General features: G+C 61.3%; 21 protein-coding genes. 18 read left to right on the forward strand and 3 right to left on the reverse strand.

Features of this window, described 5'->3' with window-relative positions; all coding sequences use genetic code 11:
- Positions 1-101 precede the first annotated feature (101 nt).
- The 4 genes from BA011_RS05615 (at position 102) to exoR (ending at position 6,140) form a co-directional block, all read left to right on the forward strand.
- Positions 102-2,945 (forward strand): valine--tRNA ligase, encoded by a 2,844-nt coding sequence (locus tag BA011_RS05615; RefSeq protein WP_065279714.1) that lies wholly within the window; start codon positions 102-104, stop codon positions 2,943-2,945.
- 398 nt (positions 2,946-3,343) lie between these two features.
- The gene (locus BA011_RS05620; protein ID WP_065279715.1) at positions 3,344-4,624 is read left to right on the forward strand and encodes an OmpP1/FadL family transporter; all 1,281 of its coding nucleotides are present in this window, start codon (positions 3,344-3,346) and stop codon (positions 4,622-4,624) included.
- Positions 4,625-4,852: 228 nt separating this feature from the next.
- Entirely contained in the window at positions 4,853-5,323 is a 471-nt protein-coding gene (locus BA011_RS05625; protein WP_065279716.1) for a hypothetical protein, read from the forward strand.
- A gap of 19 nt (positions 5,324-5,342) precedes the next feature.
- Positions 5,343-6,140, forward strand: coding sequence for an exopolysaccharide production regulator ExoR (gene exoR / locus BA011_RS05630; protein WP_065279717.1), 798 nt, complete (start codon positions 5,343-5,345; stop codon positions 6,138-6,140).
- Between the two features lie 11 nt (positions 6,141-6,151).
- Here exoR and xth read toward each other — a convergent pair whose 3' ends face one another.
- On the reverse strand, positions 6,152-6,943 hold the full coding sequence (gene xth / locus BA011_RS05635; RefSeq protein ID WP_065279718.1) for an exodeoxyribonuclease III: 792 nt from the start codon (positions 6,941-6,943) through the stop codon (positions 6,152-6,154).
- A 122-nt stretch (positions 6,944-7,065) separates the two neighbouring features.
- The gene (erpA, locus tag BA011_RS05640) at positions 7,066-7,398 is read right to left on the reverse strand and encodes an iron-sulfur cluster insertion protein ErpA (RefSeq protein ID WP_017960192.1); all 333 of its coding nucleotides are present in this window, start codon (positions 7,396-7,398) and stop codon (positions 7,066-7,068) included.
- Between the two features lie 222 nt (positions 7,399-7,620).
- Here erpA and BA011_RS05645 point away from each other — a divergent pair, with 222 nt between their 5' ends.
- The 13 genes from BA011_RS05645 to BA011_RS05705 all read left to right on the forward strand — a co-directional run bounded on the left by BA011_RS05645 (position 7,621) and on the right by BA011_RS05705 (position 23,168).
- On the forward strand, positions 7,621-8,838 hold the full coding sequence (locus tag BA011_RS05645) for a deoxyguanosinetriphosphate triphosphohydrolase (protein WP_065279719.1): 1,218 nt from the start codon (positions 7,621-7,623) through the stop codon (positions 8,836-8,838).
- Between the two features lie 65 nt (positions 8,839-8,903).
- Positions 8,904-10,661, forward strand: coding sequence for an arginine--tRNA ligase (gene argS / locus BA011_RS05650; RefSeq protein WP_065279720.1), 1,758 nt, complete (start codon positions 8,904-8,906; stop codon positions 10,659-10,661).
- 62 nt (positions 10,662-10,723) lie between these two features.
- Complete coding sequence (locus BA011_RS05655) at positions 10,724-13,939, forward strand: SPOR domain-containing protein (RefSeq protein WP_237352586.1); 3,216 nt, start codon at positions 10,724-10,726, stop codon at positions 13,937-13,939.
- Between the two features lie 111 nt (positions 13,940-14,050).
- On the forward strand, positions 14,051-15,064 hold the full coding sequence (gene nagZ / locus BA011_RS05660; protein WP_065279722.1) for a beta-N-acetylhexosaminidase: 1,014 nt from the start codon (positions 14,051-14,053) through the stop codon (positions 15,062-15,064).
- An 18-nt stretch (positions 15,065-15,082) separates the two neighbouring features.
- Entirely contained in the window at positions 15,083-15,940 is an 858-nt protein-coding gene (locus tag BA011_RS05665; RefSeq protein WP_065279723.1) for a segregation and condensation protein A, read from the forward strand.
- Positions 15,937-16,653 carry an SMC-Scp complex subunit ScpB gene (gene scpB, locus BA011_RS05670; protein WP_065279724.1) on the forward strand — a complete coding sequence of 239 codons (717 nt, stop codon included), beginning with the start codon at positions 15,937-15,939 and terminating at the stop codon, positions 16,651-16,653. The genes BA011_RS05665 and scpB overlap by 4 nt, the downstream gene beginning before the upstream one ends.
- A 183-nt stretch (positions 16,654-16,836) precedes the next feature.
- Positions 16,837-17,028 (forward strand): twin-arginine translocase TatA/TatE family subunit, encoded by a 192-nt coding sequence (locus BA011_RS05675; RefSeq protein WP_003538990.1) that lies wholly within the window; start codon positions 16,837-16,839, stop codon positions 17,026-17,028.
- 51 nt (positions 17,029-17,079) lie between these two features.
- A complete protein-coding gene (tatB, locus tag BA011_RS05680; RefSeq protein WP_065279725.1) occupies positions 17,080-17,691 on the forward strand; it encodes a Sec-independent protein translocase protein TatB in 612 nt (203 codons plus the stop codon).
- Complete coding sequence (tatC, locus tag BA011_RS05685) at positions 17,688-18,515, forward strand: twin-arginine translocase subunit TatC (RefSeq protein WP_027666038.1); 828 nt, start codon at positions 17,688-17,690, stop codon at positions 18,513-18,515. The genes tatB and tatC overlap by 4 nt, the downstream gene beginning before the upstream one ends.
- A 201-nt stretch (positions 18,516-18,716) precedes the next feature.
- Positions 18,717-20,000: a serine--tRNA ligase gene (gene serS / locus BA011_RS05690; RefSeq protein WP_065279726.1), complete on the forward strand. Its 1,284-nt coding sequence runs from the start codon at positions 18,717-18,719 to the stop codon at positions 19,998-20,000.
- Positions 20,001-20,004: 4 nt separating this feature from the next.
- Positions 20,005-20,778, forward strand: coding sequence for a 5'/3'-nucleotidase SurE (gene surE / locus BA011_RS05695; RefSeq protein ID WP_017991200.1), 774 nt, complete (start codon positions 20,005-20,007; stop codon positions 20,776-20,778).
- Positions 20,775-21,428, forward strand: a complete 654-nt coding sequence (locus tag BA011_RS05700) for a protein-L-isoaspartate(D-aspartate) O-methyltransferase (RefSeq protein ID WP_065279727.1) — start codon at positions 20,775-20,777, stop codon at positions 21,426-21,428. The genes surE and BA011_RS05700 overlap by 4 nt, the downstream gene beginning before the upstream one ends.
- A gap of 138 nt (positions 21,429-21,566) precedes the next feature.
- Positions 21,567-23,168, forward strand: a complete 1,602-nt coding sequence (locus BA011_RS05705; protein ID WP_065279728.1) for a peptidoglycan DD-metalloendopeptidase family protein — start codon at positions 21,567-21,569, stop codon at positions 23,166-23,168.
- Positions 23,169-23,310: 142 nt separating this feature from the next.
- On the opposite strand, the gene BA011_RS05710 is transcribed toward BA011_RS05705, so the two are convergent.
- Positions 23,311-24,183 (reverse strand): ATP-binding protein, encoded by an 873-nt coding sequence (locus BA011_RS05710; RefSeq protein ID WP_065279729.1) that lies wholly within the window; start codon positions 24,181-24,183, stop codon positions 23,311-23,313.
- Between the two features lie 310 nt (positions 24,184-24,493).
- Between BA011_RS05710 and yajC the strand changes: the two genes are divergently transcribed.
- On the forward strand, positions 24,494-24,841 hold the full coding sequence (gene yajC / locus BA011_RS05715) for a preprotein translocase subunit YajC (protein WP_003539006.1): 348 nt from the start codon (positions 24,494-24,496) through the stop codon (positions 24,839-24,841).
- The last annotated feature ends 10 nt before the right edge of the window (positions 24,842-24,851 follow it).

The raw sequence follows: 24,851 nt of genomic DNA on the forward strand, positions 1-24,851 counted from the left end.
CCTGAAAAGCCGCTCCGGTCTCCGGGGCGGCTTTTTTATTGACTTGGCCGTGACCATCCTATTTACAAACGCCACCCTCGAACCTCGAAATTGGTCAGAAAATGCTCGACAAGACCTATGATTCCGCTGCCGTCGAACCGAAAATCGCCGCGATATGGGATGAGGCGGACGCTTTCCGCGCTGGCGCGAACGCCAGGCCCGGAGCCGAGACCTTCACCATTGTGATCCCGCCGCCGAATGTCACCGGTTCGCTACACATGGGCCACGCGCTGAACAATACGCTGCAGGACATCCTGGTGCGCTTCGAGCGCATGCGCGGCAAGGACGTGCTCTGGCAGCCGGGCATGGACCACGCCGGCATCGCCACGCAGATGGTCGTCGAGCGCAAGCTGATGGAACAGCAGCTGCCGGGCCGCCGCGACATGGGCCGCGAAGCCTTCATCGACAAGATTTGGGAGTGGAAGGCGGAATCGGGTGGCCTGATCTTCAACCAGCTGAAGCGTCTTGGTGCGTCATGCGACTGGTCGCGCGAACGTTTCACCATGGACGAAGGCCTGTCGAAGGCGGTTATCGAGGTTTTCGTCGCCCTCTACAAGGAAGGTCTGATCTACAAGGACAAGCGCCTGGTCAATTGGGATCCGAAGCTGCTGACGGCGATTTCCGATATCGAAGTCGAGCAGCACGAGGTCAAGGGCAATCTCTGGCACCTGCGCTATCCGCTGGAAAAGGGCGTAACCTACCAATACCCGATTGCATTCGATGAGGAAGGCAAGCCGACCGAATTCGAGACGCGCGATTATGTGGTCGTCGCAACGACACGCCCGGAGACCATGCTGGGCGATACCGGTGTTGCCGTCAATCCGAAGGACGAACGCTATCAGGGCATTGTCGGCAAGCATGTCATTCTGCCGATCGTCGGCCGCAGAATTCCGATCGTTGCTGACGATTATGCCGATCCGGCTGCCGGCACCGGCGCGGTGAAGATAACGCCCGCGCACGATTTCAACGACTTCGACGTCGGCAAGCGCGCAGGTCTTCGCGTCATCAATATCATGAATGGCGACGGCACGATCACCATCAAGGACAATGAGGACTTTCTTGAAGGTCTCGACAATCCGGCGGCGTTGCACGGCGCCTGGGACCGCCTGGAAGGGCAGGACCGCTTCTATGCGCGCAAGGTCATCGTCGAGATTTTCGAAGAGGCGGGCCTCGTCGACAAGATCGAGCCGCACAAGCACATGGTCCCGCACGGCGACCGCGGCGGCGTGCCGATCGAACCGCGGCTGACCGAACAGTGGTACGTCGATGCAAAGACGCTCGCCGAACCGGCGATCGCCTCGGTCCGCGAAGGTCGCACCAGGATGGTGCCGAAGAGCTGGGACAAGACCTATTACGAATGGATGGAAAACATCCAGCCCTGGTGTGTCTCCCGTCAGCTCTGGTGGGGTCACCAGATCCCCGCCTGGTACGGCCCGGACGGCCAGGTCTTCGTCGAAAAGACCGAGGAAGAGGCGCTGCAGGCGGCGATCCAGCATTACCTTTCGCACGAGGGGCCGATGAAAGCCTATGTCGAGGACCTGCTTGAAAACTTCAAGCCGGGCGAAATACTGACGCGTGACGAGGACGTGCTCGACACGTGGTTCTCCTCAGCACTCTGGCCTTTCTCGACGCTCGGCTGGCCGGGCGAGACGCCCGAACTGGCGCGTTATTACCCGACCAACGTTCTCGTCACCGGCTTCGATATCATCTTCTTCTGGGTTGCCCGCATGATGATGATGGGCCTGCACTTCATGAAGGATGAGGACGGCGAACCCGTCGAGCCCTTCCAGACCGTCTATGTCCACGCGCTGGTGCGCGACAAGAATGGGCAGAAGATGTCGAAATCGAAGGGCAACGTCATTGATCCCCTCGAACTGATCGACGAATACGGCGCCGACGCGCTGCGGTTTACCCTGGCGATCATGGCGGCGCAGGGCCGCGACGTGAAGCTCGATCCGGCCCGCATCGCCGGCTACCGCAATTTCGGCACCAAGCTCTGGAATGCCACGCGCTTCGCCGAAATGAACGGCGCAAGAAGCGACCCGCATTTCGTGCCCGAAGCCGCCGAGCTCACCATCAATCGCTGGATCCTGACGGAACTTGCCCGTACGGAACGTGACGTTACGGAAGCACTCGAAGCCTTCCGCTTCAACGATGCTGCCGGCGCGCTCTACCGCTTCGTCTGGAACGAGGTCTGCGACTGGTATCTTGAACTGTTGAAGCCGGTCTTCAATGGTGAGGACGAGGGCGCCAAGGCGGAAGCCCAGGCCTGCAGCGGCTATATTCTCGAAGAGATCTACAAGCTGCTGCATCCCTTCATGCCCTTCATGACCGAAGAGCTTTGGGCCCATACCGCAGGCGAGGGCAAAGAGCGCGACACATTGGTCTGCCACGCCGAATGGCCGGCGCCGTCTTATGCCGATGACGGGGCCGCCGACGAAATCAACTGGCTGATCGACCTCGTCTCCGGCATCCGCTCGGTGCGCGCTGAAATGAATGTGCCGCCATCGGCGACAGCCCCGCTTGTCGTCGTCAAGGCCAACAACCTGACGCGGGAACGGCTGTTCCGCCACGACGTCGCCATCAAGCGCCTTGCGCGCGTCGAGGCGATATCGCTGGCTGACGATGCGCCCAAGGGTGCCGCGCAGATCGTCATCGCCGAGGCCACCATTTGCCTGCCGCTCGGCAATCTGATCGACCTTTCCGCCGAAAAGACTCGTCTCGAAAAAGCGATTGCCAAGATGGAGGGCGAGATCTCCCGCATCGACGGAAAGCTCTCCAACGAGAAGTTCGTCGCCAACGCCAATCCCGAAGTGGTCGAGGCCGAGCGTGATCGCCTCGAGGAACTGAAGGGGCAGATCGCGAGCCTGAGGGTCGCTCTTTCCAGGGTGAGCGAAGCCGGGTAAGTTTCACCGGCCCCATTTGGTAAGTTATTTCAAAGACGCGCCCTCTGGCGGCGCGTCTTTCGTCGTTCTGTGCGCATGCGATTCGCGCCTGAAAACGGCTGATTTCAGGCGCGCAGCCTGTGGATTGTGGCTGAACGGCCATCCAGCGGGCGAAAACTGCCACTGTTGTCGGATTGATACAGCTTCTGCAATGTTTGGAATGAAAACCCAAAAGATCAGCTGAAATTCGATAAGTCTGGAATAAAATTTTATTAACCAGGTTTTTTGACGTGTCCGTCAATCTCTTTACGTAAGTTAGCCGCTGCAATGCTGGGAGCGTTGCCGTGGCGCGCGTTGCCATGTCACGCGAACACTTACTACAGTGGGGTCACATCAATTGCTGGAGTGGGGGAGACACAATGGCATCTCGTAGGTTTTCCAAGGGCATAACATCGGTCGTTCTTCTTTCGTCGCTTGCATCGCCGTCCTTCGCCGGCGGTCTGGAGCGCGGCGGATACAATATCGATCAGCTGTTCGACACGTCGCCTTTCTCGTTTCAGTCCGGTGTGACCTACGTCACACCGAAGCGCAAGCTGAAGGACGTCCGTGACACGGACACGTCGACATCTCCAGGCGGTGGCAATCTGAACAGCCGTCCAAACACCGCTGACGATACCTCAAATTACACCATCCCTTATATCGGCTTTAAGGCTGGTTTTGGCGATGCAATCGACTGCCTGGTCGACTATTCGGAGCCCTTCGGCGGGCATACCGACCCCGGTCTCAACTGGGCCGGCGCCAACAATAACATCGAGACAGAGATCAAAACCCGCAACTATGGCGGCACCTGCTCCTATCGTTTTGATGTCGGCCCCGGGCAGCTTCGCTTCATCGGCGGCGCTTTCTATCAGGAAGTCGAAGGCTTCAAGGAACGTCTGGTTTCAACCGTTCCGCTTCTGGTCGGTACCGGCAACGGCGTCGGCCGCCTCGATCTTGAAGATAGTGGCTGGGGCTGGCGCGCCGGTCTCGCCTACGAGATTCCGGAATATGCAATGCGAGCAAGCCTCGTCTATAACAGCCGTGTAAAATACGACAATCTGACTGGTACGGTGGATCTGACGCAGGTGACCGCGCCATTCGCACCGCTGAATGGCGCTCCATACGGAAGGATCACGGACGTCTTTGGCTCTGCCGAAGCGCCGGATTCGCTTGAGCTTAAGCTGCAAAGCGGTATCGCTCCGGATTGGCTCGCCTTCGGATCAGTAAAATGGACGAACTGGAGTGTCTTGCAGTCTGTGCCTTTCTGCCCGAAGTCGACGAAGGGCTTGGTCGCCTGCACCTCCGGCGGTGCGACGGAGCTGACCTCGCTCGACCTTCTTTACCAGGACGGTTGGACGATCACCGGTGGTGTCGGCCACAAGTTCAACGAACAGTGGGCAGGTGCAGTCAGCCTCACCTGGGATCGCGGCACCAGCCAGGGCTATGGCGCGCAGACCGATAGCTGGACGCTGGGGCTCGGTGCAGCCTTCACGCCGACCGAACATATCGAATGGCGCGTCGCCGGTGCCGTGGGCGTGTTGACGAGCGGTTCGTCCGGCGTGGTGACCCAGAACGGCGTCACGTTTGGAGATGATGTCTCCTATTCCTTTGGCAACGATCTGGTTGCTGCGCTGTCGACGAGCCTAAAGGTCAAGTTCTAATTCCCCGATCTGAAGAATTGAGGAGCCCGGCAGTGCCGGGCTCTTCTTTATTCGTGTCCGTTAATCATGCCATTTCCGGTCCCGTTTTGTGACGATTCAGCAACACATTTTTACGACGTTTGGCGTATGGTGGTGGTGGGGCGAATTTGTCCATTTCCCGCCACAAAGAGGGCGCAGCGATATTTCCGGGTGAGGAATGGCAGGCGTACGGTGCGTGTAAATAGTAGCATGGGTCGATTTTTTTCCGGTAACATGAAGTCGTGCGGCGCGATTGGCGACAATCGTTTGATTGCGGCCGTTTCGCTTTCCGAACAAGGCTGTTCCGGCCGCCGATCCGACCTCGCGATGAGGTCGTCGATTCATGCATTGTGGTTATTTTCGACCCACTCAGCTGAGCAGCCCGGCCTTACCGAAAATGTCGATACCGCTTTCGTCACATTTACTGTTTACGAATGCGATAAAGGCGGGAAGGCGGATGCCGCACCTGCCGAAAGAGTGCCACAGAGCTTGCAGTCGAGCCATGCCGGGAGCCGGGTGGTTCTGAAGGATGGGCTGAGAATATCGCCTTTGAGAAAAGGCCAGTGGGCTGAATGCGACGCGGGTAAAGGAGCCATGGAGCTCGCCGCGGGATCGCTCGCCTCGAAGAAATACATCCGCGGGATGCACGGCATGAGCGCCGTTGCCGCCTGCCTGGGATGAGCGAAAGAAATCGGTTGAAATGGTGACGTCCGAGTTCAAACTGTTCAAATTCATGCTGGTGGGCATGTCTATAGCGCTGGCGCTGTCCGGTCCGTGCCGCGCATTCGACATCAAAGGTGGCGTCAGCAAGGAATCCGGACCCTTCGATCTCTTCAAGTTCGGCTTCAAGGCCTATAAGAACGGCCAGAAGGAAGAGGCGGTCGAAGCCTATAAATACGCCGCCGAAAAGGGGCACACCGGCTCGCGCTGGGCGCTCGCCAACATGTATGCCGATGGCGACGGTGTCACGCAGGATGATTTCGAAGCCTTCAAGATCTACAGCGAGATCGCCCAGCAGGGCGTCGAACCCGGCTCGGAAGATACCGGCTTCTTCGTCAACGCGCTGCTCTCGCTCGCCAACTATTACAAGCACGGCATCGCCGGCAGTCCGATCAGGACCGACCTCAGCCAGGCGCGCCAGCTTTATTTTCAGGTGGCTTCCACCTTTGGCGTGCCCGAGGCGCAGTTCCAGCTGGCGCAGATGATGCTGGCCGGCGAGGGTGGCAATTCCAGCCCGCAGCAGGCGAAGAAATGGCTGAACCAGGCCCGCAAGAGTGGCCATCCCGGCGCCATGGCGGTCTTCGGCAATATTCTTTTCGACGAAGGCCAGACGGCCCGTGGTCTGGCGCTGATGACGGCGGCACTCGACCGCTGCAAGCCCAAGGACTGCGGCTGGATGGAAGCACTGCAGGAGCAGGCCTTCTCGGTTGCAAACGAGTCCGACCGCCGCACTGCGGTGTCGCTGTCGCACACGATCGCGAGCGGTTCGGACGATTGAGGTAGAAGGCCTCAGGCTGCGAAATCGAAATAGGCGATGACGGGCACGTGGTCGGACGGCTTTTCCCAGGCCCGCACATGTTTTTCGATCGCAGCCGACGTCATCCGGTCGGCAGCTTCCGGCGACAGCAGCAGATGGTCGATGCGGATGCCGTTGTTCTTCGGCCAGGCGCCAGCCTGATAATCCCAGAAGGAATAGAACTGCGTCGCATCCGTCGTGGCGCGCACCGCATCCGTCAGGCCGAGATTTTCGAGCCTGCGAAACGCCGCCCGCGTCTGTGGCAGAAATAGTGCATCGTTTTCCCAAACCTTGGGATCGAAGCAGTCGTGCGGTTCCGGGATGACGTTGTAATCGCCGGCAAGGATCAGCATCTCCTCATAGGCCAGCCGTTCGGCGGCGAACGTGCGCAGGCGCTCCATCCAGGCGAGCTTGTAGGGATATTTCTCCGTTTCGACAGGATTGCCGTTGGGCAGGTAGATGCAGCAGACGCGCAGGATTCGCGTATCGGACAGAGTGAACGCCGCTTCGAGGAAACGCGCCTGTTCGTCCAGCGGATCGCCGGGCAGGCCGCGGTTCACTTCGAAAGGTGAACTCTTGGAGAGGATCGCCACGCCGTTGAAGCCCTTCTGGCCGTGCGTCTCGACGTGATAGCCGAGCGCCTCGATCTCCAGCCGCGGAAAACCCTCGTCGACCGTCTTGATCTCCTGCAGGCAGACGATATCCGGATCGGAATTCTTGAGCCATTGCGTGAGATTGTCGATGCGCGCCTTGACGCCGTTGATGTTCCAAGTCGCGATCTTCATCTCTTCGCCCTGTTCGCTTCGTGCGCTTCTTTTATCGCGGTCTTTCGCCGCCGGACAAGACGATAAACCGGCCGGAAGGAATTCTTCGGCCGGTTTGATGGGCAGTATGTGCGTTTAGACGTTCAGATCGAGAAACTGGTGCCGCAGCCGCAGCTTGCCACCGCGTTCGGGTTCTTGATCTGGAAGGATTGGCCAAGCAGATTGTCGACGAAGTCGATCTCGGAGCCCGCCATATAAACCAGCGAAAGGCTGTCGATCAGCACCTTGGCATCGTTCTTTTCGACGATGATGTCGTCGTCGGCGGCGCTGTCGGCAAGATCGAACTTGTAGGAAAAGCCCGAACAGCCGCCACCTTCGACAGAAACGCGCAAGGCGCTCTTGCCGGCTTCGGCGCCGACGATCGCAGCGATACGCTTTGCCGCGGCATCTGAAAGGGTTACACTCGTATCCGTCATGTTTCCTCCTGCCGGGGTCAAGATCCGGAGAGAATGGGTTTTGGCACTTGAATGTTCAAATGCCTGATATCAAAGAAACTTACCATGATATTCGCGAAAAGGCGATGATGCGCCGAAGCGATTAGGAAAGCGCCTCTTTGCCGTTTCATCGGGCTATAGGTATGAAGAGCGTTAAGCGGCGTCAATGGGCAGATGCGGCAACATGCAGGATGACGGTGAAGAATGACGATCGATACGCGTGCTTTGGGTTTCGGCAGCAGTGAGAGGGCGGTTTATGCGGCCGACCCCTGGACGACGCGCGGGCGGCTGTATCAGGAGGACGGAAGCCCGACGCGCTCCGATTTCCAGCGCGACCGCGACCGCATCGTCCACACCACCGCCTTCCGCCGGCTGAAGCACAAGACCCAGGTCTTCATCGCCCAGGACGGCGATCATTACCGCACCCGGCTAACGCACACGATCGAAGTGGCGCAGATCGCCCGCGCGCTTGCCCGCGCCCTGAAGCTCGATGAGGATCTGGCCGAAGGCGTGGCGCTCGTGCACGATTTCGGCCATACGCCGTTCGGTCATACCGGCGAGGACGCGCTGCACGAGGTGCTGCTGCCCTATGGCGGCTTCGATCACAATGCCCAATCGCTGCGCATCGTGACCAAACTGGAGAGGCGTTATGCCGAATTCGACGGCATCAACCTGACCTGGGAAAGCCTCGAAGGTCTCGTCAAGCACAATGGTCCGCTTCTGACGGCTGATGGAGTCGGCACCCGCGGTCCCGTTCCGCAGCCGATCCTCGATTATTGCGAGCTGCACGATCTCGAGCTTGCAACCTATGCCAGCCTTGAAGCCCAGGTCGCGGCGATCGCCGACGACATCGCCTATAATACTCACGATATCGACGATGGCCTGCGCTCCGGCTACCTGACTTTCGACATGCTGGAGGAAATCCCGTTTCTTGCCGGGCTGATGGCCGAGGTGAGGGCGCGATATCCGCATCTGGAGCCGAGCCGCTTCACCCATGAGATCATGCGCCGCCAGATTACTCGCATGGTCGAAGACGTGATCGGCGTGGCACAGCAGCGCCTGTCGCTCCTCCGCCCTGAGAATGCGGCCGACATCCGCGCTGCCGACCGGGTTATCGCCACCTTTTCCGAGGGAATGGCCGAGACCGACAGGCAGATCAAGGCCATGCTCTTCAAGCGCATATACCGCAATCCCGACATCATGCGCATCCGTGCCGGTGCCGCCCAGATCGTCACCGATCTCTTTGCCGCCTACATGGCCAATCCCAAGGAGATGCAAAGCCATTACTGGGTCGATCATATTGCCGGCCTGTCCGATGCGCCGAAGGCCCGCCATGTCGGCGATTATCTCGCCGGCATGACCGACACCTATGCCATCAGCGCCCACAGGCGGTTGTTTGACCACACTCCGGATTTGCGATAGGCAGCGGTCGCCCACGCCGAGGGCCGATTTGAGCCTTTGGCACAGCCTATGCATGGAAGAGTGCGATGAACCTTTTTACCGACTTCGAAGCCAGGATCAAAACCGCCCTTGAACAGATCGATCTGGTCAGGGAAAAGCGATCCGAGCTCGATTTCGGCCGCATCACCGTCGAGCCGCCGCGTGACGCGAGCCATGGCGATGTCGCGACCAATGCCGCAATGGTGCTGGCAAAACCGCTCGGAACCAATCCGCGCGCGCTGGCCGACGTCATCATCGCCAAGCTCAAGGAGGATGCCGACGTCGCCGATGTCTCGGTCGCGGGCCCCGGCTTCATCAACATCCGTCTCGCCGTCGGTTACTGGCAGCGGTTGCTCGCCTCGATGATCGGCGCCGGCACCGATTACGGCCGCTCGACGCTCGGCGAGGGCAAGAAGGTCAACGTCGAATATGTCTCGGCCAATCCGACCGGCCCTATGCATGTCGGCCATTGCCGGGGCGCCGTCGTCGGCGACGCGCTCGCCAACCTGCTCGCTTTTGCCGGTTACGGCGTCGAGAAGGAATATTACATCAACGATGCCGGCTCGCAGATTGACGTGCTCGCCCGTTCCGTCTTCCTACGCTATCGCGAAGCGCTCGGCGAAAAGATCGGCGAAATCCCCTCGGGTCTCTATCCCGGCGACTATCTCGTGCCCGTCGGCCAGTCGCTTGCCGCCGATTACGGCGTGCGGCTGCACAACATGCCGGAAGACCAATGGATGCCGATCGTCAAGGATCGCACCATCGATGCGATGATGGTGATGATCCGTGAGGATCTGGCGGCTCTGAACGTCCATCACGACGTCTTCTTCTCCGAACGCACCCTGCATGCCAATGTTGCAGCTGCGATCCGCACGGCGATCAACGACCTGACCTTCAAGGGCTATGTCTACAAGGGCACGCTGCCGCCGCCGAAGGGCCAGCTTCCTGAGGACTGGGAAGATCGCGAACAGACATTGTTCCGTTCGACCGAGGTGGGCGACGATATCGACCGGCCGCTGATCAAGTCGGACGGTTCCTACACCTATTTCGCCGCCGACGTAGCCTACTTCAAGAACAAGTTCGACCGCGGTTTCGACGAGATGATCTACGTGCTTGGCGCCGACCACGGCGGCTACGTCAAGCGCCTGGAAGCGGTTGCACGCGGTGTTTCGGATGGTAAGGCGAAGCTGACGGTGCTGCTCTGCCAGCTCGTCAAGCTCTATCGCAACGGTGAGCCGGTGAAGATGTCGAAACGCTCGGGCGATTTCGTCACGCTTCGGGACGTCGTCGAAGAAGTCGGCCGTGATTCGGTCCGGTTTATGATGCTTTACCGCAAGAATTCCGAGCCGCTCGACTTCGATTTCGCCAAAGTGACGGAACAGTCGAAAGATAATCCTGTTTTTTATGTGCAGTATGCGCACGCTCGCTGCATGTCGGTCTTCCGGCAGGCGAGGGAGGCTTTTCCCGACCTCGATGTCTCCCACGAGAAACTGGCGAAAACCGTTGCAGGCATTGGCGATCCGGCCGAATTGCAGCTTGTCGCCAAGCTCGCTGAATTCCCGCGTATCGTCGAGGCGGCGGCCCAGTCGCAGGAGCCGCATCGTATCGCTTTTTACCTCTACGACCTCGCCAGTTCCTTCCACGCGCACTGGAACAAAGGTAAAGATCAGCCGGAATTACGATTTGTTAATGATAAAAACCGAGAATCAAGTATTGCCAGACTTGGGCTGGTGTACGCCGTCGCGTCGGTTTTGAAGTCGGGACTTGCCATTACAGGCACTGCCGCACCGGACGAAATGCGATAACGTCACCATTTCCCCACAATGCGCTGGCATTTGAGCGTTGGCGTTTGCGAGTGGGAATAGGCATGGCTGATAAACAACTTGCGTATGATACGCGCGGAAAAAACGATCTGTTTGCCGACGATGATCCGTTGGCAGAGCTGGCCCGTATCGTCGGCTTCGAGCCGCGTGTTGCGGCGAATACCGTGACGGAGACCGCACGCCGCGAGCCCGCCCTCGATCTCGAGGATGAGCTTGGGCGCGAGTTCGACCGCTACGACTCGCCACGTCCGCTTGCCGAACTCGACCGGCCCGCCGAGCCGATCTCTGATGACCTCACGCCTGAAGATTACGTCGAGCCCGTTCTCGATGCTTCTTCCGCTGCCGAACATGCGCAGGCTCCTGAGCCGGTTTCGGTTTCCGTCGCTGCCGTTGAGGCTGAAGAAGCTTTGCCCGCCGCAGGAAATGGGGACGCATCTGTCGCCGACTGGGCGGAGCAGCTTTCTCCCGAGCCCGACGCGTCGGTGCAATCGGCCTTCGGCGGTGCGCGCGACCTGATCGAGGAGCTTGAACTGTCGATCGGCGCAGCACCGGTCTCTTCGCTGGTGCAGCCCACCAAGGCGCCGCAATGGTCGGCTGCCAGCATCAGGCTGCCGCTTGCCAATTTCCATGCCCCGAGGCGCGAGGAACCGGTTGTTTTGCCGGAGCCTGTGGCCGAAACGGTCGCCGCACCGGTTGCTGAAGCGCCATCCGCCGATCTTCCTGTGGTCGAGGCTCAACCTGTCGTCGAGCCGCCGGCGCTTGTCGCCGCTGTCGAGCCTTCCGAGGAATTCGAATCTGCTTCTCCGTCACTTGGCTTTCCCGCCGAACTCGATCGTCATGATGAGGTGATCGCGCCGGAAGAGGCCGCCGAGGCCGAAGAATTCGTCGAAGTCGAGGAAGAGCTGGGGGATTTCGGGTCCGACGCCGGTTTCGATCTCATCGCCGCCGCCGTCGAAGGCGAGATCCAGGCCGATGCCGCGCTGACCGAGGTCGTGCCGGATGTTCCGCACACTGCCGGCACATTCGATCTCGACGATCTGCTCGCCGACGTCTCGCGTTATCCGGTGCCGCAACGTGCCAATCCGGCGCCCGTCTCGCAGCAACCCGCATCGATCGAGGCAGCGCCCGTTCCGGCCGCTCCCGTCGCCGCCGCACCTGTTCAGTCCGAGGTGATCGCGCCCGCACCGCTCGCCGCAGCACCCGTCCGGTCTGCCCCGGTCGAGCCGGCTCCGGTCTATGCGGCCGAAGCCGCGAGACCGATCGCGCCGCAGCTTGCCGATGTCGTTACGCCTCAGCCTGCCGCAGCGGCATATTCGCCGACGCCGCAGCCGTCACCGGAAGCCGACGACCCCTTCGCCGGCCATGATTTCGAGCTGGATCTTGCCGGCATCGAGCTGGAACTCACCGATCTCGATTTCTCCGAGCCGTCCGAGCCGGCACCGCAGCCAGAGCCGCCAGCCCCTGCTCCCCAGCAGGCCGCTGCCGTCGCTCCTCGCCCCGCTCCGGTTTCTGCTCCTGAGCCGCCGGCTCCTGCTTTTGAGCAGGCTGCTGCCGCTCCTGCACGGTCCGCTCCGGCCTTCGTTCCCGAGCCGCAGGCTCAAGCTGCGGCTCCGGCTTTCAACTGGACGCCTGTCTCCGAATCGACCGAAGACCTGCCATTCGATCCGGCGATGATCTCCGATCCGGAGGATCGTCCCGAGGCCGTCGACGACATGCACGTGCCGGCGCTGCCGCCGGTCGAGCAGCCCGCGCCGGTCGCGAAATCTGCGGATTTCGATTTCGATCTCGACGCCGAGATCGCCAGCTTCTTTGAACCGGCCAAACCGCGGCAAACGCCGACGCCGGTCCGGGATACGGCCGCCGCTGCTGCAAAGCCGGTCAAGCCCACCATCGCCGATGGCCTCGATGATTTCGAACGGGCGCTGGAGGAAGATTTCCGCCGCAGCGTGCGTGAGCCGGTCGAGCGCCGCGAGACCTCCGAGGTCCGTATCGAATCGGCAAGCCAGGCCGCCGATTTCAGCCGTGCTCGGTCGATGCGCCGGTTGCTTGCCGGAGCCGTCGTGCTCGTGGTCTTCGCCGGCGTCGGTTATGGGGTCTATTCCTCCGTCTGGAACGGCGAGGGGCTCGGGATTGTCGCGTCCGGCGAGCCGCGCGTAATCGCCGCCGACAAGGAGCCGGTCAAGGTCGTTCCGGAAAATCCGGGCGGCAAGACCGTGCCTAACCAGGATAAGGCCGTCTACGACCGGGTTGCGGGTTCTGCCGAAGAGCCGAAGCAGAAGGCGCTCGTTTCCTCCGACGAGGCGCCGGTCGATGTCGTCCAGCGCACGCTGACACCGGAAGCGCTGCCCGAGGACGACGAGAACGCCAGCGTCGACGATCAGGTCACGCCGACTGCGGTCGGTGAGACGGAGGATCCGCGTCTGCTGCCAACCCAGGACAATGCCGACAACGCTTCGGCAACCAACACTGACAAGACACCGTCCGTTTCGCCGCGCAAGGTCCGCACGATGATCGTCAAGCCTGACGGTACGTTGGTCGCCCGCGAGGAACCGGCGCCCGTCGATGAGGCGACACAGTCTGCCCAGGTAACGCCCGCTGCCCAGCCAATGCCGCCGGCTCAGCCGCCGTTGACGGCTCAGCCGACGCCGTCCGCGCAATCGATCCCGCCTGTACCTCCCGTCGGCGGATCGGCCGCAAGCTTCCCGGCAAGCGCCGAGGTTGCTTCCGCCGATGCGCGTTCTGCAGCCCCTGTCGAAACCGCGCCGGTACAGCCGCCGCTCGCCGGCAGTGCCGACGCGCAGGCCGCAAATCCCGCTCCGCCGGTGCGCCCGGTCAAGACCTCGGCGATTGGCGATACCGCTCCAATTCCGACCGCCCGTCCGATCGACCAGCCCGTCAACGTCGTCGGCACCGTGACCGAGAAGGGCAATGTCCGCCCGACCGCACAGCAGCCGAAGACGACGGAGGTCGCGGCCGCAGCACCAGTCGCTGCAAAGCCGCAGCAGGCCGCATCCCCCGGCGGCTACGGCATCCAGATCGCCTCGCTGCCTTCGGAAGACGAGGCGACCAAATCCTATGCCAACCTGTCGAAGAAATTCGCCAACGTGCTTGGCGGCCGCAGCCACGAGATCCGCAGGGCCGATATCGCCGGCAAGGGTACTTTCTACCGTGTCCGCATACCGGCCGGTTCCAAGGATGAGGCCGCAGCACTCTGCGAACAGTATCGCGCGGCGGGCGGAAGCTGCCTGATCTCCAGGTAGGATCGCGTCTTTGAATATCGGAGCGGCGGGTCGGATCGGTCCGCCGCTCTTTTTTGTGCATCGGGCTCGGCCTTGCTCGCATCTGGCCGGGCTCCGCTCTAAGATTCTGACATGACCGAATCAAAAGCGATGATACTTGGCTGTAGCGGCCTTGCCCTCACATCCGAAGAGAAAGCCTTTTACCGGGGCGAACGACCCTGGGGCTTCATCCTCTTCGGGCGCAACATCTCCGAAGCACGGCAGATCGCCGATCTCGTCGCCGAACTGCGCGATAGCGTCGGCTGGCATGCGCCGGTGCTGATCGACCAGGAGGGCGGCCGTGTCCAGCGCATCCGTCCACCCGTTCTGGCGCGTTATCCTTCCGGTCAGGCGCTCGGCGATCTCTATCGCCGCGAACCGGCACTCGGCCTGCGCGCCGCCTGGCTGATGTCGCGGCTGCACGCCTTCGACCTTTCGAGCCTCGGCATCGATGTCGATTGCCTGCCGGTGCTCGACGTGCCGGTCGAGGGCAGCAGCAACGTCATCGGCGACCGCGCCTATGGCGGCGATCCGCAAACCGTCACCGCCATGGGGCGGGCAGCGGCCGAAGGGCTGAAGGCCGGCGGCCTCTTGCCTGTCATGAAGCATATGCCAGGCCATGGTCGCGGCTTTGCGGATTCACATCTGGAGCTGCCCGTCGTCACCGTCTCGCGCGATGAACTGGAGCTCCATGATTTTCTGCCTTTCGTCGCGATGAACGACGAGTTGATGGCAATGACCTGCCACGTCGTCTTTACCGCCATCGACCCGGACAATCCGGCGACGACCTCGCGCAAGGTGATCGACGGCATCATCCGCGATCACATCGGTTTTAACGGTCTGCTGCTCTCCGACGACAGCTCGATGAACGCTCTTTCCGGCACGATCGGTGAACGTGCGGCGAATATCATTGCAGGCGGATGCGATATCGTGCTGCATTGCAATGGCAATATGGACGAGATGCGGGAGGTTGTGGCAAATGTACCACCGCTCGCCGGCATATCGCTTGCTCGCGCAAAAGCGGTGGAAGCGGGCTTCGCGGCGCCGGATACCGCCGATGAAGCGGAATTGAGGGCGGAATTCGAGGCAATGTTTGCAACGGTCTGATCGTAAGGGAGCAGCTAGGTGAACACGGTCAAGGGCACGGAACGTCCGCAGGCGGCAACGCCGATGGACAAGCTGTGGCAGGATAACGGTGCCGAGCGCGCCAGCCACGAGCCGGCGCTGGTGATCGACGTCGCCGGCTTCGAAGGCCCGCTCGACCTGTTGCTCTATCTCGCCCGCAACCAGAAGGTCGACCTGTCGCGCATTTCGGTGCTGGCGCTCGCCGAGCAATATCTGCTGTTCATCGAAAGCGCCCGGCGTATCCGCATCGAGCTTGCCGCCGATTATCTCGTCATGGCAGCCTGGCTTGCCTATCTTAAGTCGAAACTGCTCATTCCCCAGCAGGCCAAGGATGACGGCCCTTCCGGCGAGGAGCTGGCGGCAACGCTCGCCTTGCGCCTGAAACGCCTCGAAGCCATGCGACAGGCGGCAGACGGCCTTGTCAACCGCAACCGCCTTGGCCGCGATATCTTCGTGCGCGGCGCGCCCGAGCATATTCCCGACCGGCAGCAATCCGCTTATGCGGCGAGCCTTTATGATCTCCTGACCGCCTATGCGGCGCTGCGCCAGCGCCATGCCGTCACCCAGGTGACGATCGAGCGGCGTACCGTCTGGTCGCTGACCGATGCCCGCGAACTGCTGACCAAGATGATCGGTGAGGTCGCCGACTGGACGGCGATGGAACATTATCTGCTGCGGTATCTCGCAGCGCCCGAAGAGCGCGTCACGGCAATCGCCAGCGCCTTTGCCGCCTCGCTGGAGCTGGTGCGCGAGGGCAAGCTCGAAATCCGCCAGGACGGCGCCTTTCAGCCGATATACATGCGCCGCGGTCCGAAGCATGCCACGCTGCAGGTGGTCGAACAGGAGCGGCCGGCTTGATCGATCTGAAGGGCGAAGAGGATTTCGAAGGCGATTTCGAAGACAGGGGCCGCGACCTGCAGGCCGAGATCGAGGCCGAGCGCATTGCCGAGGCGCTGGTTTTCGCCTCCTCGCAACCGGTCTCCGAAGGCTTCCTCGCCGAGCGCCTGCCTGAGAAGACCGACGTGCACGCGATCATGCTGCGCCTGAAGGAGCAATATGCGCCGCGCGGCGTCAATCTCGTGCAGGTCGAAGGCGCCTGGGCCTTCCGCACCGCCGCCGACCTGTCCTTCGTCATCCGCCGTGATGACAATGAGGTGAAGAAGCTTTCGCGCGCCGCACTGGAAGTGCTGGCGATCATCGCCTACCACCAGCCGGTGACGCGTGCCGAAATCGAGGATATCCGCGGCGTCCAGACCTCGCGCGGCACGCTTGACGTGCTGATGGAAGCTGGCTGGGTGCGGTTCCGTGGCCGCCGGCGCACACCGGGCAGGCCGGTGACATTGGGCACGACGCGCGATTTCCTCGACCATTTCGGGCTCGAAGAGCTGCGTGACCTGCCCGGTCTCGAAGAGTTGAAGGGAGCGGGCTTGCTGTCGGGCCGCATTCCGGCGAACTTCAACATTCCCTCGCCGTTGATGAACGACGAACTGACCGAGGACGAAGACCCGATCACCCAGATGGACCTCGAGGAATTGGGGTTGCTGGCGCCGCGCGGCACCCCTGAAGATTGAGGGGCCTGCGTCTTGCTTTTGCCATGCATGGCGAAAACAATGGTGGCCACCACTTTTCGATGGGTCAACGGCTTGTCACAAAGGGCGATACCGTGACATTAAGCTCAATCCAAAGGGCTTGATGTTGGAAACGGTGTGGGAAATCCTTACATCGTGGGAACATAGAAACAGGGAGTTAGCGTAATGGGTTCTTTTAGCATGTGGCACTGGCTGATCGTTCTGGTCATCGTGCTGTTGTTGTTCGGTCGCGGCAAGATCCCGGAACTGATGGGCGACGTTGCCAAGGGCATCAAGAGCTTCAAGAAGGGCATGACGGACGAAGACGCGCCGGATACGGCAAAGACCGTCGATCACAAGGCCGACGAAACGAAGTAACCAAGTCCGGGAAAAAGCGCAGCCCCCGCGCTTCCCGTCCAGGAGCCTTGCATGTTCGATATTGGCTGGACCGAGCTTTTGGTCATCGCGGTCGTACTGATCGTGGTCGTCGGTCCCAAGGATTTGCCGCCGATGCTGCGCGCTTTCGGCAAGATGACGCAGCGTGCCCGCAAGGTGGCGGGTGATTTCCGTGCGCAGTTCGATGAGGCGTTACGCGAAGCCGAGCTTGACGATGTCCGCCAGACGATCAGCGACGCCCAGAAGCTCAACCCGGTCAACAGCCTGCGCGAGGCGATGAACCCGCTCCGCCAGATGGGCAACGAGATCAAGGCCGACCTGCAGAAGGCGACCACGGTCACGGAAAACAAGACCGAGGTGCCGCCCGATGCCGTCGCAGCCCCGACGCCGTCGATGAGCCTGCCGGAAACGCCGCCATTGGTAGCGACACCTGCGCCGTCGGAACCGGTTGCCGCGGCGATTGTGCAAGCCGATACGGTTGCCGCCAAGCCGAAGACTGTGCGCAAGCCGCGCGTCAAGCCTGCCGACAAGGTCGATGCTGCGGCCGCCGTTGCCGTGCCTGTGGAAAAACCGAAACGCACGACGGCAGTCAGGAAGCCTGCAACGCCGAAGAAGCCTGCGCAGACAAAGAAGGACGAGGCATGAGCGGTGATATCGAAGACAAGCCGCAGCCGTTGATCGAGCACCTGATGGAGCTGCGCACGCGGCTGATGTGGTCGATCGGCGCGTTTTTCGTCGCCTTCATCGCATGCTTCTTTTTTGCCAAGAATCTCTTCAATTATCTGGTCATCCCATACAAGACAGCGGTCCAGTGGGCTAATCTCGACGTCGAGAAGGCCCAGCTCATCTACACCGCGCCGCAGGAATTCTTCTTCACCCAGGTCAAGGTGGCGATGTTCGGCGGCTTGGTGGTCGCTTTCCCGATCATTGCCGCCCAGGTCTACAAGTTCGTGGCGCCCGGCCTCTACAAGAACGAGCGTCAGGCTTTCCTGCCGTTTCTGATCGCCTCGCCGGTCCTGTTCCTGATGGGCGGCGCGCTCGTCTATTTCTTCTTCACGCCGATGGTCATGTGGTTCTTCCTGTCGATGCAGCAGGCGCCGGGTCATGACGAGATAGCAATCTCGCTGATGCCGAAGGTCTCGGAATATCTGAGCCTGATCATGACGCTGGTCTTCTCCTTCGGCCTCGTCTTCCAGCTGCCTGTCATCACTACGCTGCTCGCCCGCGTCGGTCTTCTGACGTCGCAATGGCTCGCCGAAAAGCGCAAGTTTGCCATCGTCCTCGCCTTCGTCGTTGCCGCCGTGCTGACGCCGCCGGACCCGATGTCCCAGATCGGCCTTGCGATACCGACGATCCTTCTCTACGAGATTTCCATCTATGCGGCGCGACTCGTGGAGCGCCAGCGTGCCCGGCAGGCGGTCGAAAAGGAAACCGGATCCGCAGACGTTGCCAAGACGGACAGCGTCTGAGCGGCTATCCCGGAAATCCCTTCATGAACGCCGTCGACTGCGTAATCCTTCAATCGGAATCGGTTTAAGGAATTAGGCAGCAATTCAAAGTGTTGCGGTGTCCTTTGCGCGTCTGAAAAGACAGGGCGGCGCTGTAACATCCGGTCGAGGCCAGATCAGGCTTTGGCCGGGTCACCTCTGTTGCAACGACCTGGAACGACGATGCTCGATATCAAATGGATCCGTGAGAATCCCGAAGCACTCGATGCCGCCCTAGCCAAGCGCGGCGCGGAGCCTCTTGCCCAAAGCCTTGTCGCTCTCGATGAAAAGCGCCGCTCTGCCGTGCAGAAGGCGCAGGACTTGCTGTCCCGCCGCAACCTCGCCTCCAAGGAGATTGGCGCGGCGATGGCCCAGAAGAACGGCGAGCTGGCCGAGAAGCTCAAGGCGGAGGTGTCTGAACTCAAGACCCTGCTGCCGGCGATCGAGGAAGAGGATCGGCAACTGACGGCCGAACTCAATGACGCGCTCTCGCGCATCCCGAACATCCCTTTCGATGACGTCCCGGTCGGCAAGGACGAGCATGACAATGTCGTCACCCGCACCGTCGGCGAAAAGCCACGCTGGAACCACGCACCGAAGGAGCACTTCGAAATCGGCGAAGCGCTCGGCTATATGGATTTCGAGCGAGCCGCCAAACTCTCCGGCTCGCGCTTCACGGTTCTGACCGGGCCGCTCGCCAGGCTCGAGCGCGCGCTCGGCCAGTTCATGATCGATCTCCACACCAGCGAGCACGGCTATACCGAAGTCAGCTCGCCGCTGATGGTGCGCGACGAGGCCGTTTATGGCACCGCCCAGCTGCCGAAATTCGCCGAGGATCTCTTCAGGACGACTGATGGACGCTGGTTGATTCCGACGGCCGAAGTGACGCTGACCAATCTGGTGCGCGAGGAAATCCTCGATCAGGAAAAGCTGCCGTTGCGCTTTACCGCGCTGACGCCGTCCTTCCGCTCGGAAGCAGGATCCGCCGGCCGCGACACGCGCGGCATGCTGCGCCAGCATCAGTTCTGGAAATGTGAGCTCGTCTCGATCACCGATGCCGAGAGCGCCGTTGCCGAGCATGAGCGCATGACCGCCTGCGCCGAGGAAGTGCTGAAGCGCCTCGGCCTGCATTTCCGCACGATGACGCTTTGCACCGGCGACATGGGTTTCGGCGCGCGCAAGACCTACGATCTCGAAGTCTGGCTGCCGGGGCAGAATGCCTTTCGCGAAATCTCCTCCTGCTCGGTCTGCGGCGATTTCCAGGGCCGGCGGATGAATGCGCGCTACCGCGGCAAGGAGGACAAGAGCAACAGGTTCGTCCACACGCTGAACGGTTCCGGCACGGCGGTCGGCCGCTGCCTGATCGCCGTCCTTGAAAATTATCTGAACGAGGATGGTTCGGTCACGATTCCGGACGTTTTGCTGCCTTATATGGGCGGATTGACCAAAATCGAACGGGCGGCCTGAGGCGATGCGCATCCTGCTTACGAATGACGACGGCATTCACGCCGAAGGTCTTGCCGCGCTGGAGCGGATCGCGCGCACGCTGTCGGACGATGTCTGGATCGTGGCGCCCGAGACCGACCAGAGCGGCTTGGCCCATTCGCTGAGCCTCTCCGAACCTTTGCGGCTGCGCAAGATTTCCGACAAGCATTTCGCCCTGCGCGGCACACCGACCGATTGCGTCATCATGGGCATAAGGCAGGTGATGGACATCAAGCCGGATCTCGTCCTGTCAGGCGTCAATTCGGGCTCGAACGTTGCCGACGACGTGACCTATTCCGGGACGATCGCCGGCGCCATCGAGGGCACGATGCAGGGCGTGCGCTCCTTCGCGCTGAGCCAGGCCTATCTCTATGAGGACGGTGCGCGCATCGTGCCCTGGGAGGTCTGCGAGACGCATGCGCCGGCTCTCCTGGAAAAGCTGATGGTCCTGGACCTGCCGGAGGGTACGTTCCTCAATCTCAACTTCCCGAACTGCCGTCCCGACGAAGTCGACGGCGCCGAGGTGACCATGCAGGGCAAGCTCGCCTTCAATCTGCAGGTCGATGCCCGCTCCGACGGCCGGGGCTTCCCATACTACTGGCTGAAGTTTGGCGAGCGCGCCGGCGCCTTCGTCGAAGGCACCGATATTCACGCCCTGAAGCATAACAAGATTTCGGTAACGCCTTTGAAACTGGATCTGACCGATTATTCCGTGACGGACCGCGTGGCACGGGCCCTGGGATACGGAGCACAAGTTTGACGGCAAGACTGGCGGAGAAGGAGGGCTTTGCGGCGCTCGTCCTCAGATTGCGTGCCGAAGGCATCTCGGACCTCGATCTGCTGACGGCGGTCGAGCAAACGCAACGTTCGCTTTTCGTGCCGCCGCAATTTGCCGACGACGCCTATTCGAGCCGGACGATCCCGATCGAATGCGGTTCTTTCCTTGAAGGCATCGATTTTGCCGTCCGCGTCCTGCATCACCTGAAACTCAAGCCGGGCCAGCGCGTACTGGAGATCGGCACCGGAAGCGGCTTTACCGCCGCCGTGATGGGCCGCCTGGCCGAGCGGGTTCTGTCCATCGATCGCTACAAGACGCTGACATCGGCCGCGCAGAGGCGCATGGAATCGCTTGGTCTGCGTAGCGTCGTCATCCGTCAGGCCGACGGCAGCGCCGGCATGCAGGGTGAGGGCACCTTCGACCGCATCCTGGTGACGGCCGCCTTCAATGCAATGCCGCGCCTTTATACAGACCAGCTCGTTTCCGGCGGCTCGATGATCGCGCCGCTGATGATTTCCGAGAACGAGTGTCGCATGGTGCGGCTGACGAAAACCGGCAGCCGCTTCGAACGCGAGGAATTATTCGAGGCGCCTTATCTGCCGATCGTTCCGCGCCTTGCCTCGCTGCTTTAGGCACTGCGATTTTTCACCTGTAAGCTATGGTTATCAACTTCTCAAAAAAATCGCACTGATTCCAGCATCTTAACCGCGTGGTAATACTAACGCGTTTTAATAGACTCACAAATGGTTGCGTTCTCAGTGGGTCGAGTCATGCGTTTCAGTCTTTCGCCAAAGTTCGGGAAGTCGGCCGGTAATCTTCTGGTTGTTAGCCTGCTGGCAAGTGCCGCAACGGGCTGCAGTTCCGATGTGACACGGTTTGGCGGCTTGTTTTCCTCCTCCGGGCAGGACCAGATCACCACAAGTTCCATTCCGCGCAGGAATATGAATGGTTCTCAGGGCGATCCGGTGCCGCGCGCCGATCTTAGCAGTTCGGCCGTTGCCGGCCAGTCAGGCTATGGCGGCGGCAATGACGCACTGAACCAGCCTTATCCGGCAAGCCCGGGTTACGATCCCACCCGCACGTCGAGCTCGAGCGCACGTCTCGCTTCCGCGCCGGTCTCGGTGCAGCGTTCAGAGTTGACCGCGCCGACGGCCGCGGCACCCTCCCGGCAACGGGAAAAGGAAGTCGCGCTCGCCCAGCCTTTCCCGGCTGCGCCGCAGGCTGAGAAGCCTCGACTGGTAGCGCCGGCCGCGCCGAAGGTCACGCCCGATACGCTGACCACAGGCGCGACGCCCAAGATTTCCGGCTGGTCCGCGACCAACGCTCCGTCGGTGACGCTGCGTCCGGGTGAAAGCATCGCCACGCTCTCGAGGCGCTTTGGCGTACCCGAAAAAGAAATTCTGCGCGTCAACAACCTGAAGACGGCATCTGCCGCCCAGCCTGGCCAGGCGGTCCTCATCCCGACCTTCAACGGCGGCAATGCCGCCAAGGCGGCATCGCAGGCGGCTGATCTTTCCAAGCCCGGCAAAATGCCGGCGCCGAAGGCACCTGAGCAGAACGTCGCCGTCATTCCAGGCGCCAATTCCGCCCGCGACAAGACGCTGGCGAGTGGCGATGTCACCGGCAAACTTCCCGCCGGCGCCGGCAAGGATCCGAAGGCGCCTGCCGGGACCTATGTCGTCAAGCAAGGCGATTCCCTGGCAAAGATTGCCAAGGCAACCGGTAGCAATGTCGACGACCTCAAGGCCGCCAACAATCTTTCGGCCAGCTCGCTCCGCATCGGTCAGGCTCTGAAGATCCCGAACGGCACCGCCGATAATATCAAGACCGCCTCGATCCCGGCTGAGAAGGTCGATCCGAACTCGGCCCAGCCGGCGGCTGCCCAGCAGACGGCTTCCGCGCAGCCCGCGCCCTACAAGGCGCCGGCCGCCACCCAGACCGTCGACGATGCCGAGAAGAAGTCTGATGTCAGTTCCGCCGCGCCGGAATCGACCGGCATCGGCAAATACCGCTGGCCGGTGCGCGGCCAGGTCATTGCCTCATACGGCGCCAACGTCAACGGCAACCGCAATGACGGCATCGACATCTCGGTCCCGCAGGGCACGCCGATCAAGGCTGCCGAAAACGGCGTCGTCATCTATGCCGGCAACGGCCTGAAGGAACTCGGCAACACGGTTCTCGTCCGTCACGACGACGGCACCGTCACCGTCTACGGCAACGCCGATACGCTGAGCGTCACCCGCGGCCAGAAGATCCAGCGCGGCCAGACCGTCGCCGTCTCCGGCATGAGCGGCGACGTCAAGCAGCCACAGGTCCATTTCGAGGTGCGCAAGGATGCGTCCCCGGTCAACCCGATGACTTTCCTGGAATAGGTACAGCGTACCAGGAAACGCAAAAGCCCGGCCGCCGGCCGGGCTTTTGTCATTTGATGGATGCGGCCCAAAAGTGGGCAGCGGTTTTGGGAGAACGACGTGCATAAGGGCGTCGCATGAATTCCGATTGGCGCGACGCGCTTCAGCCCCGGTCGATGTGAACCCGCATGCGTCCGGCCAGGTCCTGAATATACTGCCACGCGACGCGGCCGGAGCGTGCGCCGCGCGTCGTTGCCCATTCCAGCGCTTCGGCATGCATCTTGTCGCGTTCGAGCCCGAGCTTGAAGTGATCGGCATAGCCGTCGATCATGCCGAGATAATCCTCCTGGCTGCATTTGTGGAAGCCGAGCCAGAGGCCGAAGCGGTCGGAAAGCGAAACCTTCTCCTCGACCGCCTCCGACGGATTGATCGCCGTCGACTGCTCGTTTTCCATCATGTGGCGCGGCAGCAGATGGCGCCGGTTGGAGGTGGCGTAGAAGAGCACATTGTCCGGCCGTCCTTCGATGCCGCCGTCGAGTGCCGCCTTCAGCGACTTGTAGGCGGTATCGTCGTGATCGAAAGAGAGATCGTCGCAGAAGACGATCACGCGGTACGGCGTGTCCTTCAAGAGGTCGAGCAGATTTGGAAGGCTGGCGATATCCTCACGATGGACTTCGACCAGTTTCAGCGAGGCGCTGCTTTCGCGCCTGACATCCTCGTGCACGGCCTTGACCAGTGAGGATTTGCCCATGCCGCGCGCGCCCCAGAGCAGCACATTGTTGGCGGCATACCCCTCGGCGAAACGCACCGTATTCTCGTGCAGGATGTCGCGCACGTGATCGACGCCGCGGATGAGCGTCAGCGCCACCCGGTTCGGCCTCTTGACCGGCTGCAGATGCTGGCGCAATGGCACCCAGACGAAACAGTCGGCAGCATCCCAGTCGTTGAGGGCGGGTGCCGGTCCGGCAAGACGCTCGACGGCGTCTGCGAGCCGTTTCAGCTCGGCAAGCAGGGCTGTGTTGATTTCCTCGGTCATCGGTGGCCTCCTGATTTCTCACTGCGGCAATCCGCTTTGATCTTTCGATGCCGCTAATGCATGTCGCCCGGAAGTGTGGAGCGGTTCCGGGATAACGACATGCTTGAAAACAAAAGAGCTAAAGCGCGTCGCGTCGATCAAGTTCGATGCGACGCGCTTTAGCATGGCGTTTTGACGGCGGAAAGGTTATGAGGCAGCGGAATCGGTACTGTTTCCGGCTGTTTCTGTTGCATTCATCGAAGCCGTAACTATAGTCCGGCAACCTGAAAAGAGAGGCGGAGTTCCGCCGCCCAAGCCTGAGGAGTTTAGCATGTTCATCACCCCGGCATTCGCCCAGAGCGCGACCGACACCGCAACGGGATTCGGCGGTTCCGGTTTCGAAATGATCATCCTGTTCGTGCCGCTGATGGTCGTCTGGTACTTCCTACTGATCCGTCCGCAGCGCGCACAGGCAAAAAAGCGTGAGGAAACCCTGAAGGCGATCCGTCGCGGCGACCAGGTCGTCACCGGCGGCGGTCTCGTCGGCAAGGTCACCAAGGTGATCGACGAAAAAGAAGTCGAAGTCGAGATCGCTGACGGCGTGCGCGTGCGCATCGTCCGCAGCGGCATCTCCGAGATTCGCGTCAAGGGTGAACCCGTCAAGGCCGACGCAGCGTAACAAGCGATAA

The organism is Rhizobium leguminosarum (assembly GCF_001679785.1).
Taxonomy (GTDB): Bacteria; Pseudomonadota; Alphaproteobacteria; order Rhizobiales; family Rhizobiaceae; genus Rhizobium; species Rhizobium leguminosarum_R.

Excerpts from the sequence above, each read along its gene's own strand:
- BA011_RS05615 (WP_065279714.1), top strand. The coding sequence starts at position 102 with ATGCTCGACAAGACCTATGATTCCGCTGCCGTCGAACCGAAAATCGCC.
- BA011_RS05620 (WP_065279715.1), top strand. The coding sequence starts at position 3,344 with ATGGCATCTCGTAGGTTTTCCAAGGGCATAACATCGGTCGTTCTTCTT.
- BA011_RS05625 (WP_065279716.1), top strand. The coding sequence starts at position 4,853 with ATGGGTCGATTTTTTTCCGGTAACATGAAGTCGTGCGGCGCGATTGGC.
- exoR (WP_065279717.1), top strand. The coding sequence starts at position 5,343 with ATGGTGACGTCCGAGTTCAAACTGTTCAAATTCATGCTGGTGGGCATG.
- xth (WP_065279718.1), bottom strand. The coding sequence starts at position 6,943 with ATGAAGATCGCGACTTGGAACATCAACGGCGTCAAGGCGCGCATCGAC.
- erpA (WP_017960192.1), bottom strand. The coding sequence starts at position 7,398 with ATGACGGATACGAGTGTAACCCTTTCAGATGCCGCGGCAAAGCGTATC.
- BA011_RS05645 (WP_065279719.1), top strand. The coding sequence starts at position 7,621 with ATGACGATCGATACGCGTGCTTTGGGTTTCGGCAGCAGTGAGAGGGCG.
- argS (WP_065279720.1), top strand. The coding sequence starts at position 8,904 with ATGAACCTTTTTACCGACTTCGAAGCCAGGATCAAAACCGCCCTTGAA.
- BA011_RS05655 (WP_237352586.1), top strand. The coding sequence starts at position 10,724 with ATGGCTGATAAACAACTTGCGTATGATACGCGCGGAAAAAACGATCTG.
- nagZ (WP_065279722.1), top strand. The coding sequence starts at position 14,051 with ATGACCGAATCAAAAGCGATGATACTTGGCTGTAGCGGCCTTGCCCTC.
- BA011_RS05675 (WP_003538990.1), top strand. The coding sequence starts at position 16,837 with ATGGGTTCTTTTAGCATGTGGCACTGGCTGATCGTTCTGGTCATCGTG.
- tatB (WP_065279725.1), top strand. The coding sequence starts at position 17,080 with ATGTTCGATATTGGCTGGACCGAGCTTTTGGTCATCGCGGTCGTACTG.
- tatC (WP_027666038.1), top strand. The coding sequence starts at position 17,688 with ATGAGCGGTGATATCGAAGACAAGCCGCAGCCGTTGATCGAGCACCTG.
- serS (WP_065279726.1), top strand. The coding sequence starts at position 18,717 with ATGCTCGATATCAAATGGATCCGTGAGAATCCCGAAGCACTCGATGCC.
- surE (WP_017991200.1), top strand. The coding sequence starts at position 20,005 with ATGCGCATCCTGCTTACGAATGACGACGGCATTCACGCCGAAGGTCTT.
- BA011_RS05705 (WP_065279728.1), top strand. The coding sequence starts at position 21,567 with ATGCGTTTCAGTCTTTCGCCAAAGTTCGGGAAGTCGGCCGGTAATCTT.
- BA011_RS05710 (WP_065279729.1), bottom strand. The coding sequence starts at position 24,183 with ATGACCGAGGAAATCAACACAGCCCTGCTTGCCGAGCTGAAACGGCTC.
- yajC (WP_003539006.1), top strand. The coding sequence starts at position 24,494 with ATGTTCATCACCCCGGCATTCGCCCAGAGCGCGACCGACACCGCAACG.